Raw genomic sequence first — 16,752 nt, forward strand, 5'->3', positions numbered from 1 at the left:
GGGCAGGCCTCGGCCGTGCGCCGGATCGCCTCGACGCCGGTGCGGTGGCCGGCGGCGCGCGGCAGCCCGCGACGGGTCGCCCAGCGGCCGTTGCCGTCCATGATGATCGCCGCGTGGAGGCCCGGCCTGGGGTCGGATGGGCTTTGCATCGTGTGAAGGCTCCGGACGGGAAGCGGCGTGGCAGGCGGAGGCGCAAAAGGGGCGTTCGGCGGTCAGGCCGGGTTGGCGTCGAGCCGGCCGGAATCCGGCGCGCGGGCGGCCTTAGCCGCGTCGCGCACCACCTGTTCCAGCACGGCGAGATAATCGAGGAAGCGCGTCCGCCCAGCCGGGGTCAGCCGGCACAGGGTCTGCGGCCGGTTGTGGGCGTGGCCCTTCTCCAGGCTGACCAAGTCGGCCTCCTGCAGCACCGCGAGGTGCCGGCTGAGGTTGCCGTCGGTGAGCCCGCACAGGCGCTTGAGGTCGGGGAACGGAAGGCCCTTCGGGTGGCCGACCAACGAGGTCAGCACGCTCAGCCGCGCCTTCTCGTGGATCACCCGATCGAGCCCGTCATAGGAGAAGCGGCCGTCGGCCCGGTCAGAGGTCGCCATCGACGCCTCCCGCGTTCGACATGACGAGGGCGAGCCAGCCCTGCCCGACCGCGAAGGGCAGCCCCATCAGCCAGGGCGAGAGCGCCCGGCTCTCGCTCGCAATCGCCAGCACCGTCAGGCCGGCTAGGAGATACCACGCGCCGGCCCCCTGGACGGCGCGGGGCAGGATCCGCGCCGAGGCGAACAGGCCGAGCCCGACCAGAACCTGCCACAGGCCGGGCAGCATCCAGATCTCATCCGGCGCGAAGCGGGCGATCACCACGGCGAGGCAGGCGCCCGCGCCCGCGGCCGGCAGGAACCCTTCGATCGCGTTCCAGACCATGGCGTCGGCCAGGCCCGAATGCAGTCGGCGCGAGCGCCGCACGGTCTCGATGCCGATCAGCCCGCCCGCGGCGCAGGCCGTTGCGATCCACAGGCCGAAGAACAGCAGCGGCCGCGCGATCGGATCGCCGAGCCAGAGCGCCTGCCCGCAGGCGGTGGCGAGCGCCAGCACCCCGGTGGCGGCCAGGGCCGCCGAGCCGAGGCCGCGAAATGCGGTGTCCCGCGCGATCTGCGAGCGGATCGCGACGATGTCCGCCAGGGCCTTGTCGAGGTCGTGCATGAAGCTCTCCGGACCGGATCATGCTTTGCAATGCAAAGTAACCCGAGCCTGCGAATCCGGCAAGCGATTTGTTGCAACCTGCGGTTTAATACGCTGCCGGGTGGCTGTGCTCCGACGCAGGTCCGCATTGCCGGGGCGCATCACTTTGCGGATCGTTCCATCCCTCTAACGACGTGCTTCGCCAGCGAATTTCCGACCGTCCCGATGTATCCGTGTGCATCACGAAAGCGCGCAAAAAGTCTTTTGTCGGCGCGCACACCCAAAACCGTGCCATCATCACCGCGAACGCAAACGGGAGAACGTGATGGCGACCGAGAACAAGCGCGGAAACCGCGAGACGAAAAAGCCGAAGAAGGCGGTTTCCAAGACGATTGCTGCGGCGCCCTCGACCAAGGACATGGTCAGCGCCGCGATCAAGACCGCCGGCAAGAAGACGAAGTAGCGCGGCCGAGGCTCGCGACCCGCCGGGGGGAAAGCGCCGGTGGAAAAGGTGCCGGCGTTGTCATCCCGCTAACCGACGGCATGCCACCACGGGGCATGCTCGATCGCATCTGGACGACGGCCAAGGCGGTATTCGGGGTAGCCCTGCTCGTGGTCTGCGCGCTGCTGGCCGCGCAAAAGCTCGACCGTGAGCGGGCCGAGCAATCCGCCCAGGCCCTGTTCCGCGCCGGCGGCCCCGAGGCCACCGGCTCGATCACCCCGGCCGCGCCGGCCCTGCCGACGCGGACGCCGTCGGAGTAGCCTTACTCGGCGGCCTGTTGCGCGACGTAGCCGAGCCGGCCGTTCAGCTCCTCGATCAGCTTGACCGCGGCTTCCGCGATCACCGTGCCCGGCGGGAAGATCGCCGAGGCGCCGGCCGCGTAGAGCGCGTCGTAGTCGCCGGGCGGGATCACGCCGCCGATCACGATCATCACGTCGCCGCGGCCCTGCTCGGTGAGCGCCGCCTTCAGCTCCGGCACCAGCGTCAGGTGGCCGGCGGCGAGCGACGACACGCCGACGATGTGCACGTCGTTCTCCACCGCCTGCCGCGCGGCTTCGGCCGGCGTGGCGAAGAGCGGCCCGATATCCACGTCGAAGCCGAGGTCGGCGAAGGCCGAAGCGATCACCTTCTGGCCGCGGTCGTGCCCGTCCTGACCCATTTTGGCGACGAGGATGCGCGGGCGGCGCCCGTCGTTCTCCTCGAAGGCCTCGACCAGCCCACGCACCTGCTCGACCGCTGGCGACATACCACCCACCTCCCGCTTGTATACGCCCGAGATCGACCGGATCTCGGCGCGGTGCCGGCCCCAGGCTTTCTCCAGCGCATCGGAGATCTCGCCCACCGTCGCCTTGGCGCGCGCCGCCTCGACGGCGAGCTCGAGCAGGTTGCCCTCCCCTTCCGCCGCCTTGGTGAGGGCCGCGAGCCGCGCGTCGACGTCGGCCTGGTTCCGCTCGGAGCGCAGGCGCTTGAGCTTGTCGATCTGCAGCGTGCGCACGTTGCCGTTATCGACGCGCATCAGCTCGATCTTCATCTCGTCGTCGGGCTTGAACTTGTTGATGCCGACGATGGTCTGGCGGCCCGAATCGATCCGCGCCTGGGCGCGCGCCGCCGCCTCCTCGATCCTGAGCTTCGGGATGCCGGCCTCGATCGCCTTGGCCATGCCGCCGAGCTCCTCGACCTCGCGCAGGTGCTCCCAGGCGCGCGCGACGATGTCGGCGGTGAGCTTCTCGACGTAGTAAGAGCCGCCCCACGGATCGACGATGCGCGTGGTGCCGCTCTCCTGCTGCAAGAACAGCTGGGTGTTGCGGGCGATGCGGGCCGAGAAGTCGGTCGGCAGCGCCAGCGCCTCGTCGAGCGCGTTGGTGTGGAGCGATTGCGTGCCGCCCTGCGTCGCCGCCATCGCCTCGATGCAGGTGCGGGTGACGTTGTTGAACACGTCCTGCGCGGTCAGCGACCAGCCCGAGGTCTGCGAGTGGGTGCGCAGCGGCAGCGACTTCTCGCTCTTGGGCTCGAACTCCTTGACGAGCTTAGCCCAGATCAGGCGCGCGGCCCGCATCTTGGCGATCTCCATGAAGTAGTTCGTCGAGATCGCCCAGAAGAACGACAGCCGCGGGGCGAACTGGTCGATCGTCAGGCCGGCGGCCAGACCCGCCTTGATGTACTCGACGCCGTCGGCCAGCGTGTAGGCGAGCTCGAGGTCGTTGGTCGCGCCGGCTTCCTGCATGTGGTAGCCGGAGATCGAGATCGAGTTGAATTTCGGCATGTTCTTCGAGGTGTAGGCGAAGATGTCCGAGATGATCCGCATCGATCCCTTCGGGGGATAGATGTAGGTGTTGCGGACCATGAACTCCTTGAGGATGTCGTTCTGGATCGTGCCGGCGAGCTTCTCCGGCGGCACGCCCTGCTCTTCCGCGGCGACGATGTAGAGCGCGAGGATCGGCAGCACCGCGCCGTTCATCGTCATCGACACGGTCATCTCGTCGAGCGGGATGCCGGAGAACAGCGTGCGCATGTCGTAGATCGAATCGATCGCGACGCCCGCCATGCCGACGTCGCCGGACACCCGCGGGTGGTCGGAATCGTAGCCGCGGTGGGTCGCGAGGTCGAAGGCCACCGACAGGCCCTTCTGCCCGGCGGCGAGGTTGCGCCGGTAGAACGCGTTCGAATCCTCGGCCGTAGAGAACCCCGCATACTGACGGATCGTCCAGGGCTGGGTGACGTACATCGTCGGATACGGCCCGCGCAGATAGGGCGCGACGCCGGGATAGGTGTCGACGAACTCGAGCCCCGCCCGGTCCTCCGGCCCGTAATGGGTCTTCACCGGGATGCCCTCGGGGGTCATCCAAGGCTCCCCCGACGGCGGCGGCGGCACGGCGACGGCGTCCGCGCCCCAGGCGATCTCGGCGAAGTTCGGGATGCGGGAGGTCATGGGCGGTCTTCTCGATCGGGGCCGGGCTTTTCGCCATTATAGGCGAGACGCGATCGGAGGCGACAGCCCTCTTCGTTGCTATGGTTCAGCCATATGAGTCTGGGGCGCTTCTTCCCTCCCCCACAGAGGGGGAAGGAAAGAAGCGGTAACTCTCAGGTGATCAAGCCGCGGTCGCCTCCTGCCCGCCCGCGCGATCCCGCGCGAGCTTGGTCACCGCCACCTGGTCGACCTTGCCGGTGCCGAGCATCGGGATCGCGTCGATCACCACCACCTCCGCCGGGATCGCGAGGTCGGGGGCGCCGCGGCCCTTGGCGAAGGCTTGGTAGGCGGCCCGGGTCCCGTCCTTGGCTTGCGTGAACAACACCAGCCGCTCGCCCTTGCGCGCGTCGGGCACCGCGGCCACCGCGCTCGGGCTGTCGGGCCAGAGGTCGGCGGCGGTGGCCTCGATGCCGGCGAGCGAGATCATCTCGCCGGCGATCTTCGCGAAGCGCTTGGCGCGGCCCTTGATCGCCACGAAGCCCTGCGCGTCGATCGCGACGATGTCGCCGGTGTCGTGCCAGCCGTCCACTGGGGCCTCCAGCACGCCGGGGTTCTCGGCGCGGAGATACCCGAGCATGATGTTGGGGCCGCGCACCACGAGGCGGCCGCCCTCGTCGATGCCGGGGACCGGGTCGAGGCGGTGCTCCATGCCCGGCACCAGCCGGCCGACGGTGCCGAAGCGGTTGAACATCGGCGTGTTGACCGCGACCACCGGGCCGCATTCGGTGACGCCGTAGCCTTCGAGGATGCGCAGGCCGAACTTCTCCGCGTAGGTGCGGCGGGTCGTATCCTTCACCGGCTCGGCGCCGGCCACGACGTAGCGCAGCGAACGCAGGTCGTAGGCGTGCGCCACCTTGGCGTAGCCGGTGAGGAAGGTGTCGGTGCCGAACAGGACCGTCGCGTTCGAGCCGTAGACCAGCTCCGGCACGATCCGGTAGTGCAGCGGCGACGGGTAGAGGTAGACCGGCACGCCCGAGACCAGCGGCAGCACCAGGGCCGAGGTCAGCCCGAAGGCGTGGAAGATCGGCAGCACGTTGAACACCTTGTCGGACGGTCCGAAATCGATCCGGGCGGCGACCTGGGCGACGTTTGCGAGCATGCCCCGGTTGGCCACCATCACGCCCTTCGGCGTTCCCTCCGAGCCCGAGGTGAACAGGATCGCGGCCGCATCCTCGCCGGTGCGCGCGACGAGCGGCTTTCGGGCCGCGAGAAGGCCGCGGATCTTGTCGCCCGCCGTAACGGTGGCGCGCACGTCCTCCAGGTAGACCAGCTCCACTTTGTCCTTGATCGCCTCGACGAGCGGGCCGAGGCGGCCCTTCTCGATGAAGGCGCGGGAGGTGAGGATCTTCGTCACCTCCGCCGCCTTGCACGCCGACAGGATGTTGGCGGCGCCGGCGGAGAAGTTGATCATCGCCGGCACCCGGCCGGCCGAGGCCAGCGCGAAGAACGTCACCGCGGCGCCGTTGGCGTTCGGCAGCATCAGCCCAATGGCTTTGCCCTCCGAGACCATCGGCATCAGCTTGCGGGCGAGGATGTTGGCGCCCATCACCAGGCGCGAATAGGTCATCTTGCCCGAAACCGGGTCCTCCAAAGCCGTCCGGCGCCAGCCGAAGCGCTCGCCGGCCGCGATCAGTGCCGTCATCACGCTGCGGTCGATGTCGGTGGTGTCGAAGACCAACTCGGACATGATGCCGTAGAGCCCCGCACCCGCAGCCTGCCGCCGGGCCTTGCCTTTGAGGCTTGCGTCGACGGCGAGCTTGACCGGCGGCATCACCGTGACGACGACCTTGGGCCACCAGCGCCGTCTAACCTGGTCGCGTGACAGCCGCGAGAACACGGTCCGCTCCAAGCCCTCGATGCGGACGGGGACGACCATCGCTCCGGACTTGTCGGCGATCAGCCCCGCGCCGTCGTAGACCTTCATCAGGCTGCCGGTGACGGTGAGCCGCCCCTCGGGGAAGATGATCAGCGTCTCGCCGCCCTTTACCGCGTTGATCAGCTGGCGGGTGGCGAGCGGGCGGGTCGGGTCGAGCGGCATCGCCTTGGTGACCCGCAGGAACGGCTTCACCCACCAGCGCTGCGCGATGCCGTGGTCGACGGCGAAGACCGGCTCCTGGGCGAGCAGCGACAGGGCAAGCGGCGCGTCGAGGAACGAGACGTGGTTGAGGGCGACGATGCAGTTCGCCCCGGCCTTCTCGACGTTGTCGAGGCCGCGGACCTCGAGCCGGTAGAACGCCCGGAACAGGATCGAGAGGAAGTCGCGGAACGGGCTCGTCTCCAGCGTGACGAGGACGATCACGGCGACGACGAGGTTGAGCACGGCCACGAGCGCCAGCAGCGTCGCGCTGGAGAACCCGGCGCCCTGGAGGGCGGCCAGCGCCAGCGTGCCGCCGACCATGAAGGCCGCCGTCATCACGTTGACGGCGCCGATGATGCGGGCGCGCTTGTCCTTGTCGGTCCAGGCCTGCACCGCGGCGAACGACGGCACGATGTAGAGGCCGCCGGCCATGGCCAGCCCGAGGAAGTCGATCGCGACCCGCAGGCCCGAGCCGGTGCGCAGGAAGTCGGCGGCGCCGATCATCGCGCCGGTCTCCGGCGCGTGGTGGGCCACCGTCCAGGCGAGGTCGAGGCCGAACAGGCCCATCAGCAGCGCGCCGACGGGGGTCGGCAACAGCACGATCCGCCCGCTGCACAGCCACGAGGCGACGCCGGAACCGAGCGCGATGCCGACCGAGAACACGGCGAGCAGCAGCGTCACCACCGTCTCGGAGCCGTTGAAGTCGTGGCGGACCAGAAGCGGCAGCAGCGACAGCACGACGACGCCGACGAGCCAGAACCAGCTGACGATCACCGAGCCGCGCCACAGGCGGCGGTCGCCCCACAGGTCGCGCAGCAACGCCACGGTCGAGCGCGCGACGTTGCGGTCGACGTGCAGGTCGGGGGCGCCCTCGCCGGTCGCCGGGATGGCGCGGGCGGCGAGCCAGCACAGGACGGCGAAGGCCATGATCAGGCCACCGAAGACGAGGTGCGAGCCGCCCATGGCGCTGGCGAAGCCCGCCGCGATCGTGCCGAGCAGGATCGCGAGGAAGGTCGCGGCCTCGACGAGCGCGTTGCCGGCCGGCAGCTCCTCACGCTTCAGATGATCGGGGAGGATTCCGTACTTGATCGGCCCGAACAGCGCCGCGATGGTCCCGAACAGCCCGAGCGCCACGAACAGGATCGGCACCGAGGCGAGAAAGAAGCCGAGCACGGCGGTGCCGGCGGCGAAGATCTCCGCGAACTTCAGGCGCTTGGCGATGACCGCCTTGTCGTAGCGGTCGGCGAGCTCTCCGCCCAAGCCCGACAGGATGAAGAACGGGGCGATGAACACGGCGCTGGCCAACGTCACCAGGATGCCGGCGTCGGACTCGCCTGCCTGGTTGACCTTGAACAGGATCAGGAAGGCGAGCGCGTTCTTGAGGAAGTTGTCGTTGAACGCCGAAAAGAATTGGCACCAAAACAGCGGCGCGAAACGCCGGGCGGTCATCAGCGAACGGAACATGGCGGTCTCCCCGGCTGGGCCATGACTGGCTCAACCCGTGCGGTCGCGTCAAATCCCGGTCCTGCGCTGGCCGAGGACCGAAGTCCGCCGCGCCCCGCCACCGGAATTTGAACAACGTGCAAACTATGCAGTCTGCGGCTGCGCGCAAGCTTGTTCTTGCACGCCGTGCAATCTATCGCTCGATCCCGTGCGCGACCGCACGAGATGCAGCCGGGGCCATAGCGTGAAGACCGTTAAGAAGCGCGCCGCAGGCCCGCGCGGCGACCTCGACCGGGCCGGCTTCGTCGCTCTGGTCTGCGCGGCCGCAGAGGGCATCGTCCGGGACCAGGGCGTGCGCGCGCTGGGGATGCGTCCGCTCGCGACCGCCATCGGCTACGCGCCGAACTCGATCTACAACGCGGTCGGCGACCTCGACGCGGTGCTGCTGCGGGTGAACGCCCGCACCTTCGGCCGTCTGAAGGTCGCCCTCGAAGCCGCCATCGATCCCGAGGCGTCGCCGCGGGCGAACGCGGCGGCCCTGGCCGAGGCCTACCTCGGCTTCGTCGCCGCGGACCCGGCGGTCTGGAGCCTCGTCTCCGACCATGCGCCCGCGCGCGGCGCCGCGGTGCCGGACTGGTACTGGGAGGCGCTGGCGGGCGCCACCGATCTCGTCGACGCGACGCTGAAGCCGCTGCTTCCCGCCGCCGACGAGCGCGCCCGGGCGGTCGCCGCCCTGTGGGCCTCGCTCCACGGGCTCGCCTCGCTCTCCACCTCGGGCAAGCTCGGGGCGCTGACGGACGCGGCGCCCATCGACCTCGCCCGGATGCTCGTGGCCCGCTTCCTTGCGCCAGACGCCTGATTGACCGCTCCCGCGAAACCGGGTTGTTGAGCGGAAAGTCCCTGAGAGATCGAGCGAACCATGGTCCTGAAACGCGTGCCGACGACGCCGTTCTCCGATCAGAAACCCGGCACGTCGGGGTTGCGCAAGAAGGTCACGCACTTCCGGCAAGCCCACTACGTCGAGACCTTCGTCCAGGCGATCGTCCAGTCCGTCTCCGGCCGCGAGGGCGCGACCCTGGTCCTCGGCGGCGACGGCCGCTTCTTCAACCGCGCTGTGGTGCAGACCACCCTGAAGATCGCCGCCGCCAACGGGTTCGGGCGGGTGCTCGTCGGCCGGGGTGGCCTGCTCTCGACGCCGGCCGCCTCCTGCGTGATCCGTAAGCACGGGGCGATCGGCGGCATCATCCTCTCGGCGAGCCACAATCCCGGCGGCCCGGACGGCGATTTCGGCATCAAGTTCAACACCGCCAACGGTGGCCCGGCGCCCGAGGGCGTCACCGAGGCGATCTTCGAGGCCACGAAGACGCTGACGGAATACCGCATCGCCGACGTGCCCGACCTCGACCTCGACCAGGTCGGGACGACGCGGATCGGCGACATGGTCGTGGAGGTGATCGACCCGGTCGCCGACTACGCCGCGCTGATGGCCGCGCTGATCGACTTCGACGCGATCCGCCGCCTGTTCGCCTCCGGCTTTCGCATGCGCTTCGACGCCATGAGCGCGGTGACCGGCCCCTACGCCCACGCGATCCTCGAAGGCATGCTCGGCGCGGCCCCCGGCACGGTGGTCAACGGCGAGCCGAAGGAGGATTTCGGCGGGCACCACCCGGACCCGAACCCGGTCCACGCCCACGACCTCTACGACCTGATGCTCGGGGCCGACGCGCCGGATTTCGGCGCCGCATCGGACGGCGACGGCGACCGCAACATGATCGTCGCGCCGGGCCTGTTCGTCACCCCGAGCGACAGCCTCGCGATCCTTTCCGCGCACGCGACCTCGGCGCCGGGCTACGCCGCGGGCCTTGCCGGCATCGCCCGATCGATGCCGACCAGCCGCGCCGCCGACCGGGTCGCCGCGGCGCTGGGGATCGGCGCCTACGAGACGCCGACCGGTTGGAAGTTCTTCGGCACCCTGCTCGATGCCGGCCTGATCACCCTCTGCGGCGAGGAGAGCGCCGGCACGGGCTCGAACCACGTCCGCGAGAAGGACGGGCTTTGGGCGGTACTGCTCTGGCTCAACATCCTGGCGGTGACGGGCAAGCGCGCCGACGCCATCGTGCGCGAGCACTGGGCGCGCTTCGGGCGCGACTACTACACCCGCCACGATTACGAGGAGATCGCCTCCGACGCCGCCAACCGCCTGATAGACGGCCTGCGCGAAAAGCTCGCCGCCCTTCCGGGACGGCGGATCGGCGACTTCACGGTCTCGGCGGCGGACGACTTCCGCTACGTCGACCCGGTTGACGGCTCGGTGAGCGAGCGCCAGGGCGTCCGCGTGACCTTCGCGGAGGATGCCCGCATCGTCTACCGCCTGTCCGGCACCGGCACGGCGGGCGCGACGCTGCGCGTCTACATCGAGCGCTACGAGGCCGCGCCGGACCGGCTCGAGCGTCCGGTGGCGGAGGTGCTGGCCCCCCTGGTCGCTGTCGCCGGCGAACTCGCCGAGATCGCGGCGCTCACCGGCCGGGCCGAGCCGAGCGTGGTGACCTGAGGGGACCGCCCGACGGCGCAAACTACTGGTTGTCAGGCGCGGGACCGCCGCTTGGCATATTGTGTGCCTCTTCCCGGCGCATGCCTGCGCGGCACGGTGCAAGGAGGCTCCTCCTTGCCGCGGACACGGTAGGCCGACCGCTTGGCAGGCGGCGTCGCCGGGTCCTTCGACGCGCGGGCCGTTCCCGCCCCGCGATCGAAAAGTGCCCGATGGACAAGACTTCGCTCACGCGCCGCCACCTCATGCTCGGCAGCGCCGCCCTCGGTGCGCTCGCCGCCGGCTGGCCGCTCGCGGCGCCCGGCGCCCTCGCGCAAGGCGCACCGGCGCCGGCCGCAGGTGCGCCCTCCGGCAGCCTGACCTACGGCATCTCGATGTCGGACCTGCCGCTCACCACCGGCCAGCCGGACAAGGGCGCGGGCGGCTACCAATTCACGGGGCTGACCCTCTACGATCCGCTGATCGCCTGGGAGCTCGACGTCTCGGACCGTCCGGGCAAGATGGTGCCCGGCCTCGCGACCGCATGGGAGAGCGACCCGGCCGACCGCAGGAACTGGACGTTCCGCCTGCGCGATGGGGTCAAGTTCCACGACGGCTCGGCCTTCGACGCCGACGCGGTGATCTGGAACTTCGACAAGGTGCTCAACAAGGAGGCGCCGCACTTCGACCAGCGCCAGGCCGCCCAGGTGCGCCCGCGCCTGCCCGGCGTCGCGTCCTACAAGAAGCTCGACGCGATGACCGTGCAGGTCACCACCAAGACGGCCGACAGCCTGTTCCCGTACCAGATGCTGTGGTTCCTGATCTCGTCGCCGGCGCAGTTCGAAGCGGTCGGGCGCGACTGGTCGAAATTCGCGTTCCAGCCCTCCGGCACCGGCCCCTACAAGATCGGCGTGCTGCAGCCCCGCGTCCGCCTCGAACTGGTGGCGAACGAGGCCTACTGGAACCCCAAGCGCGCGCCGAAGCTCGCCAAGCTGACGCTGGCCTGCGTGCCGGAAGACCTCGCCCGGGTGAACGCGCTGCTCTCGGGCAACGTGGACCTGATCGAGCTGCCGGCGCCCGACGCCGTGCCGCGCCTCAAGGCCGCCGGCATGCGGATCGTCGGCAACGACACGCCGCACGTGTGGAACTACCACCTGTCGATGGTCGAGGGCTCGCCCTGGCGCGACATCCGCCTGCGCAAGGCCGCCAACCTCGCCGTCGACCGCGACGGCGTGGTCCAGCTGATGGGCGGCCTCGCCGCCCCGGCCGTCGGGCAGGTCCAGGCGTCGAGCCCGTGGTTCGGCAAGCCGACCTTCCAGATCAAGACCGACGTCGCGGCGGCCAAGACGCTCGTCGAGGAGGCCGGCTTCTCGGTGAAGAACCCGGTGAAGGCGACGATCCTGATTCCCACCGGCGGCACCGGGCAGATGCTGTCCCTGCCGATCAACGAGTTCATCCAGCAGAGCTGGGCCGAGATCGGCATCCAGGTGGAGTTCAAGACCGTCGAGCTGGAGGTCGCCTACACCGGCTGGCGCCAGGGCGCGGCCGACCCGAGCCAGAAGGGCATCTCGGCCGGAAACATCGCCTACGTCACCTCCGACCCGTTCTACGCGATCCTGCGCTTCTACGATTCGCGCCAGGTCGCGCCGAACGGGGTGAACTGGAGCCACTGGAAGAACGCCGAGGTCGACGCCCTCTGCGACAAGGTCAAGGCCAGCCTCGACCCGGCCGAGCAGGACAAGCTCCTGGCACGCATCCACGAGATCGTGGTCGACGAGGCGGTGCAGGTCTGGGTCGTGCACGATACCAACCCGCACGCGCTCTCGAAGAAGGTGAAGGGCTACACCCAGGCCCAGCACTGGTTCCAGGACCTGACGACCCTGGCGTGATCGGACGGCGCGGGTCTCCCCTCTCCCCGCACGCGGGGAGAGGCCCGGCCGCACCTCGTCGTGCAGCCGGGTAGCGAAGGCGAAGCCGCAGCGGCGGTGAGGGGGAGCGGCCGGAAAAGTCTTGACCGTTCGCGCCCCCTCGCCTTCGGCTGCCGCCTCGTTTTGCCGACGACGAGGTCGGCAAAGCCCTTTCCCCGCGTGCGGAGAGAGGGGATGCGCGGCTTTCTCTGCGGAGGTCCAATGCGAGGCCCGGCATATCCCAGGATATGCGTCGATCGGCGATCGCGCGATGCGAATGCCGCTGGCCCGCCTCCACCCCCTCAAAGCCGCTCGGCCTCCGCCGCCTCCCCCGCCAGCCGCACCAGCACCTGCCGCAGCCAGCGGTGGGCCGGGTCGTCGTCGTAGGAGGCGTGCCAGAGCATCGAGACGGCGACCTCTTCGAGCGCCACCGGCGCCGGGCTCACCGTCAGGCCGAGGGCGTCGGCGAAGTAGGTCGCGAGGCGCGCGTGCATCGTCGTGATCACCGGTGCGGCGCGCACCAGGAACGGCACCACCAGGAAGCGCGGCGTCGTGAGCGCGAGGGTGCGCGCCCGGCCGAGCTTGGCCAGCGCGTCGTCGACGACCCCGTGGGCGGTCTCGCGCAGGCTGGTGAGGACGTGCGGGAAGCGCAGGTAGTCGTCGAGCGAGATCGGCGGTACGAGCCCGACCTGGCCGGCGTCGAACAGGCAGACGTAGGTGTCGCGGTAGAGCAGCCGCTGCTTGTGGTGGGTCTGGCCCTCGAACCCGAAGCCGATGGCGAGGTCGACCCGGTCCGCGTCGAGCTCCTCCAGGATGTGCGTGCGATCGACCGAGCGCAGCAGCAGGCGGATGCCCGGCGCCTCCGCGCGCAGGTAACCGAGCAGCCGCGGCCCGAGCAGCACCTCGGTGCTGTCCGGCAGGCTCACGGTGAAGGTCCGCTCGGTCGTCGCCGGGTCGAACGCCGCCTCGCGGCGCACGATCGCCTGGATCTGTCGCAGGGCCGCGCGAACCGGCTCGGCGAGCGCCAGCGCGCGCGGGGTCGGGCGCATCCCGTCGGGGGCGCGGGTCAGCAGCTCGTCGTCGAACAGCCGGCGCAGGCGGGCGAGGCTCGAGCTCATCGCCGACTGGCCGACGCCGATCCGGGCCGCGGCGCGCGTCACGCTTCGCTCGGCCAGCATCGCGTCGAGGGCGACGAGGAGGTTCAGATCGACGCGGCTAAGATCGATATGATCGATAGTCATCAACGATACGATCGGTTTGATCCATGATGCACTGCAGAACATATTCGTGACCAAGGCAAGGGCATCAGGCCCTTCGCAGCACGAAAGTCACACGACCATGTTCACCAAGACCCGCAGCCGCACCGTCGCCCTCGCCGCGATCCTCGCCCTCTCCGCCGGCCTCGGCACGGCCGCCGCCGCCGCCGAGATCAAGCCGGCCCAGGCCGGCAGCGTCGACCTCGGCACGCTCTCGGGCGTCGCCTACTACACGGCCGAGGCGAAGGGCTACCGCGTCGTCGTCACCCTGGCGCCCCGGGCCGCCGCCCCGGCCGTCCGCTTCGAGACGGTGCTGGCCGACGACCAGAGCGTCACGCTCTCGACCCCCCGCCAGGCCGACGCGCCTGCCGAGACGATCGAGATCAGCCGCGCCGGCGACCGCATCCTGGTCCAGCCGTCCCGGACCAAGGCCGTGACGCTCGAGGCCGCGGCCGTCGATTGATCGCGCCCGGTATGCCCGGGCTCGCCGACCCTCCCGGTCTCTCGACGAGGCCGGGAGCAGGCGTTCGTCGCAAAGCCGCCCCGTCGGTCCGCATGCCCTCCAAGGCGCGGCCCAGCACCACGCGGACATGCTCGCGAAACACCCGCTCCGCGCCGGCAACTCGCAGCCCCTGCCTCGCACCTCGTCGGGTTCTTCCGGCGGGTTGATCTACCGCAGACTGATCGAAGGCTTCGGTGCGTTCAGGCGCGAGCGCATTACAGGTTGTCGAAACCCGTTCGACGAAGCTTGGCTTCGAGGCGTGCCGATCGCGTCGAGATCGATTTCCTCTGGATTGGAGGGGACAAAGCCAATCCGTAAAACCGTCATCGCTGACGCCGACTCATCGGCCGCGCATCGTGTTCGCGGTTTTCTATGGAAATGGCGCACCCGACACGATTCGAACGTGTGACCTTTGCCTTCGGAGGATTATCCTCATCCATTTACCAGGATCGGCTACAATTTACTTTTTCAAATAAGCGATTGTTTTTGAAGCAGTTTTGGTTTTCCGCTGATTGCCGTTCGTTTCCGACTTATTCCCAAAAGCCCCGTTCTGTGGTGACACTACGGTGACACCGACGCAGGACGACCAAAGGCATGCCGAAGCTGAGCAAAAGGACCGTCGATGCGGCCGTGCCGCGTGAAGTGCCATTTTTCGTGTGGTGCAGCGACCTGCCAGGCTTTGGCGTCCGTGTCTTCCCGAGCGGCCGACGGGTCTACTACGCGGACTATCGGACCAAGGGTGGCACGCGCCGCCGCATGTCGTTGGGCGCGCATGGCAAGATCACCGTCGACGAAGCCCGCAAGCTTGCAATCGTAACTCTAGGCGACGTAATCAAGGGCGAAGATCCTGCGAACGAACGCGCCACGCGTCGCGGTTCGATGACAGTGGCTGAACTCTGCGACGCCTATCTCGCGGCTGCCGACGCGGGCCTTATCATGGGCAAAGGCGGCGCGTCGAAGAAGGCCTCGACGCTCTACGTCGACCGTGGCCGCATCGAGCGGCATATCAAACCGCTGCTTGGCAAGCGCCTCGTCGTGGAACTGATCGCTTCGGACGTTCAGCGCTTTGTCCGCGATGTCCAGATCGGCAAGACGGCGGCCGTGGTCAAGACGGGTTTCCGGGGCAAGGCAGTGGTCGAGGGCGGCCCCGGCACTGCCGCACGTACCGTCGGGCTGCTCGGCGGAATTCTCAGTTATGCGGTGAGCGAAAACATCATCACCGCCAACCCAGCCACCGGAGTGAAGCGGCCTGCAGACCGGAAGCGCAAGCGCCGCCTCACTGCCGATGAGTACGCAGCGCTCGGCCGCGTTCTAGCCGCAGCGGAAGCGACCCAGGCAGAGCGCTGGCAAGCTGTGGCTGGCGTTCGGCTACTAGCGCTCACTGGTTGCCGCTTGAGCGAGATCGTACGTTTGCTGTGGGTCGAGGTAGACCGTGGCGAGCTGTGTTTACGGCTGGAGGATACCAAGGAAGGCGCTTCCGTTCGCCCGATCGGCAGGGCGGTGTTGGCTATCCTCGACGGCTTGGACCGTACCGCCGGATCGACCTACGCCCTCCCCGCTTCTCGGGGCTCAGGAGCGTTCGTGAGCCTCGACGATGCTTTAGAGCGGATCACGGTCCGCGCCGGATTGGAAGGCGTCACAGCGCATACGCTGCGGCACTCGTTCGCCAGCGTGGCCGGCGATCTCGGCTACAGCGACAGCACGATCGGCGCGATGCTCGGGCACGCTGGTAGCACCGTGACGAGCCGGTATGTGCACCACCTCGACGCGGTGCTGGTTGCTGCGGCCGATCGGGTCTCTGAGGCTATTGCTGCGGCGTTAGAAGACGCTGCAGACGGTATGGCTGAACAGGAGGCTGCGGAATGACCGGCAACATTAAGCTTACCCCGCCCTCCGCTCGATGGAGTATCGTACAGGCGCTTTCTTGGGTGCTGTCGCGAGACGAGGCCTTCGTGAAAGCAATCGGCTCTGCTCAAGATCCGCCAACCTCATACACGCATCTGAGCGTGATGATGCGAGCTGCTGGATTTAAAGTCGATAAGCTTGGCCAATTTGAGCGCGAGCTTATTGCCGGTATCGCGAACGGCGACGTGAAGGCTGACGGTGAACCAGGCCGTGATTATGAATCCAGACGGGACCGGCGTGGAATCGGGTCCGTTGCCCGAGGATCGCACATCGATTTTATCAGTCAATGCGAAGGCGACGGGTTCTTCCTTGAGCCTCAGACTGAGCAACAAAGCCGCTGGTATGAAGTCGAAATTGACTCCTCTACACTTTGTATCTTTTTCCCAACCCTAGTAGCTGCTCGGACGCGCAATCGGGGTGGTAGGCCAAAGAAGTTTGATTGGGATGCAATCAAGGCTCACGTAATGAAAGAGCTAGCTTACCACGACATGCCATCGATCGATGATCGAGAGTGGATGACGAAAGCCGATGTGGTGCGGAGCGCGCTCACGTATTGCCAGAAAGCGTTCCGCAGCGAGCCGGGCGAATCAACTATGAAGGGATACGTCGCGCTTTGGCTTCGTGAGTTCCAAACCAGGGCTGGCAACTAGGTTTCTAACCGTTTTCAGCCTTTCCGGCCGACAGTAGCCGACGCATCCCACAGATTCCTCTTGGCAGCCCGGCGCTTGGCCGGCCTTACCAGCCGCGAGGAACCTATGAGACAGGAGCATCGAGAGGTGCAGTACGTCGGCCCGATGGTCAGCCCCCATTGAAGTGGTCCGCCCTTTGGTATGGCTTTTGAGCCTGGAGGACGGACGAGATGGCAAAACACCCGAAGCCCGAGGAGATCGTCGCGAAGCTCCGTCAGGCGGACGTGCTGATCTCACAGGGCCAGAGCGTGGCCGATGCAATCCGCGCGCTCGGTGTGAGTTCGGTGACGTACTACCGGTGGCGGCGTGA

14 protein-coding genes and 1 pseudogene are annotated in these 16,752 nt (G+C 68.4%); 9 read left to right on the forward strand and 6 right to left on the reverse strand.

The annotated features are described in order from the left end of the window. From FV229_RS18365 to FV229_RS18375, 3 genes are all read right to left on the reverse strand, one after another. A partial coding sequence (locus FV229_RS18365) for an undecaprenyl diphosphate synthase family protein (protein WP_187275191.1) occupies nt 1-149 on the reverse strand: 149 nt, incomplete at its 3' end. A 63-nt stretch (nt 150-212) separates the two neighbouring features. Further along, the gene (locus FV229_RS18370; RefSeq protein ID WP_147753346.1) at nt 213-587 is read right to left on the reverse strand and encodes a transcriptional regulator; all 375 of its coding nucleotides are present in this window, start codon (nt 585-587) and stop codon (nt 213-215) included. Beyond that, nucleotides 574-1,188 carry a hypothetical protein gene (locus FV229_RS18375; RefSeq protein ID WP_147753347.1) on the reverse strand — a complete coding sequence of 205 codons (615 nt, stop codon included), beginning with the start codon at nt 1,186-1,188 and terminating at the stop codon, nt 574-576. The genes FV229_RS18370 and FV229_RS18375 overlap by 14 nt, the downstream gene beginning before the upstream one ends. Nucleotides 1,189-1,492: 304 nt before the next feature. Between FV229_RS18375 and FV229_RS27500 the strand changes: the two genes are divergently transcribed. Both FV229_RS27500 and FV229_RS18380 read left to right on the forward strand, forming a co-directional pair. Next, nucleotides 1,493-1,630, forward strand: coding sequence for a hypothetical protein (locus FV229_RS27500; RefSeq protein ID WP_187273601.1), 138 nt, complete (start codon nt 1,493-1,495; stop codon nt 1,628-1,630). 95 nt (nt 1,631-1,725) lie between these two features. After that, complete coding sequence (locus FV229_RS18380) at nt 1,726-1,929, forward strand: hypothetical protein (RefSeq protein WP_147753348.1); 204 nt, start codon at nt 1,726-1,728, stop codon at nt 1,927-1,929. 2 nt (nt 1,930-1,931) lie between these two features. Here the strand turns inward: FV229_RS18380 and scpA are convergent, their stop codons facing one another. Continuing rightward, the gene (gene scpA / locus FV229_RS18385; protein ID WP_147753349.1) at nt 1,932-4,097 is read right to left on the reverse strand and encodes a methylmalonyl-CoA mutase; all 2,166 of its coding nucleotides are present in this window, start codon (nt 4,095-4,097) and stop codon (nt 1,932-1,934) included. Nucleotides 4,098-4,257: 160 nt separating this feature from the next. After that, the gene (locus FV229_RS18390) at nt 4,258-7,677 is read right to left on the reverse strand and encodes an acyl-[ACP]--phospholipid O-acyltransferase (RefSeq protein WP_147753350.1); all 3,420 of its coding nucleotides are present in this window, start codon (nt 7,675-7,677) and stop codon (nt 4,258-4,260) included. A 223-nt stretch (nt 7,678-7,900) separates the two neighbouring features. On the opposite strand from FV229_RS18390, the gene FV229_RS18395 reads away from it, so the two are divergent. The 3 genes from FV229_RS18395 (at nt 7,901) to FV229_RS18405 (ending at nt 12,072) form a co-directional block, all read left to right on the forward strand. Then, nucleotides 7,901-8,515, forward strand: a complete 615-nt coding sequence (locus tag FV229_RS18395) for a WHG domain-containing protein (RefSeq protein ID WP_147753351.1) — start codon at nt 7,901-7,903, stop codon at nt 8,513-8,515. Between the two features lie 60 nt (nt 8,516-8,575). Further along, nucleotides 8,576-10,207: an alpha-D-glucose phosphate-specific phosphoglucomutase gene (locus FV229_RS18400; protein WP_147753352.1), complete on the forward strand. Its 1,632-nt coding sequence runs from the start codon at nt 8,576-8,578 to the stop codon at nt 10,205-10,207. 209 nt (nt 10,208-10,416) lie between these two features. Further along, complete coding sequence (locus FV229_RS18405; RefSeq protein ID WP_147753353.1) at nt 10,417-12,072, forward strand: ABC transporter substrate-binding protein; 1,656 nt, start codon at nt 10,417-10,419, stop codon at nt 12,070-12,072. A 320-nt stretch (nt 12,073-12,392) separates the two neighbouring features. On the opposite strand, the gene FV229_RS18415 is transcribed toward FV229_RS18405, so the two are convergent. After that, a complete protein-coding gene (locus FV229_RS18415) occupies nt 12,393-13,331 on the reverse strand; it encodes a LysR family transcriptional regulator (protein WP_147753354.1) in 939 nt (312 codons plus the stop codon). A 97-nt stretch (nt 13,332-13,428) separates the two neighbouring features. Between FV229_RS18415 and FV229_RS18420 the strand changes: the two genes are divergently transcribed. From FV229_RS18420 to FV229_RS18435, 4 genes and pseudogenes are all read left to right on the forward strand, one after another. Continuing rightward, nucleotides 13,429-13,809, forward strand: coding sequence for a hypothetical protein (locus tag FV229_RS18420; RefSeq protein ID WP_147753355.1), 381 nt, complete (start codon nt 13,429-13,431; stop codon nt 13,807-13,809). 633 nt (nt 13,810-14,442) lie between these two features. Then, complete coding sequence (locus FV229_RS18425; protein WP_147753356.1) at nt 14,443-15,714, forward strand: site-specific integrase; 1,272 nt, start codon at nt 14,443-14,445, stop codon at nt 15,712-15,714. Further along, entirely contained in the window at nt 15,711-16,403 is a 693-nt protein-coding gene (locus FV229_RS18430) for a hypothetical protein (protein ID WP_147753357.1), read from the forward strand. Before FV229_RS18425 ends, FV229_RS18430 begins: the two co-directional genes overlap by 4 nt. Before the next feature lie 209 nt (nt 16,404-16,612). Then, nucleotides 16,613-16,752 (forward strand): annotated as a pseudogene (locus FV229_RS18435) (IS3 family transposase); the annotation flags it as partial.

This window comes from Methylobacterium sp. WL120 (assembly GCF_008039465.1).
Lineage (GTDB): Bacteria > Pseudomonadota > Alphaproteobacteria > Rhizobiales > Beijerinckiaceae > Methylobacterium > Methylobacterium cerastii.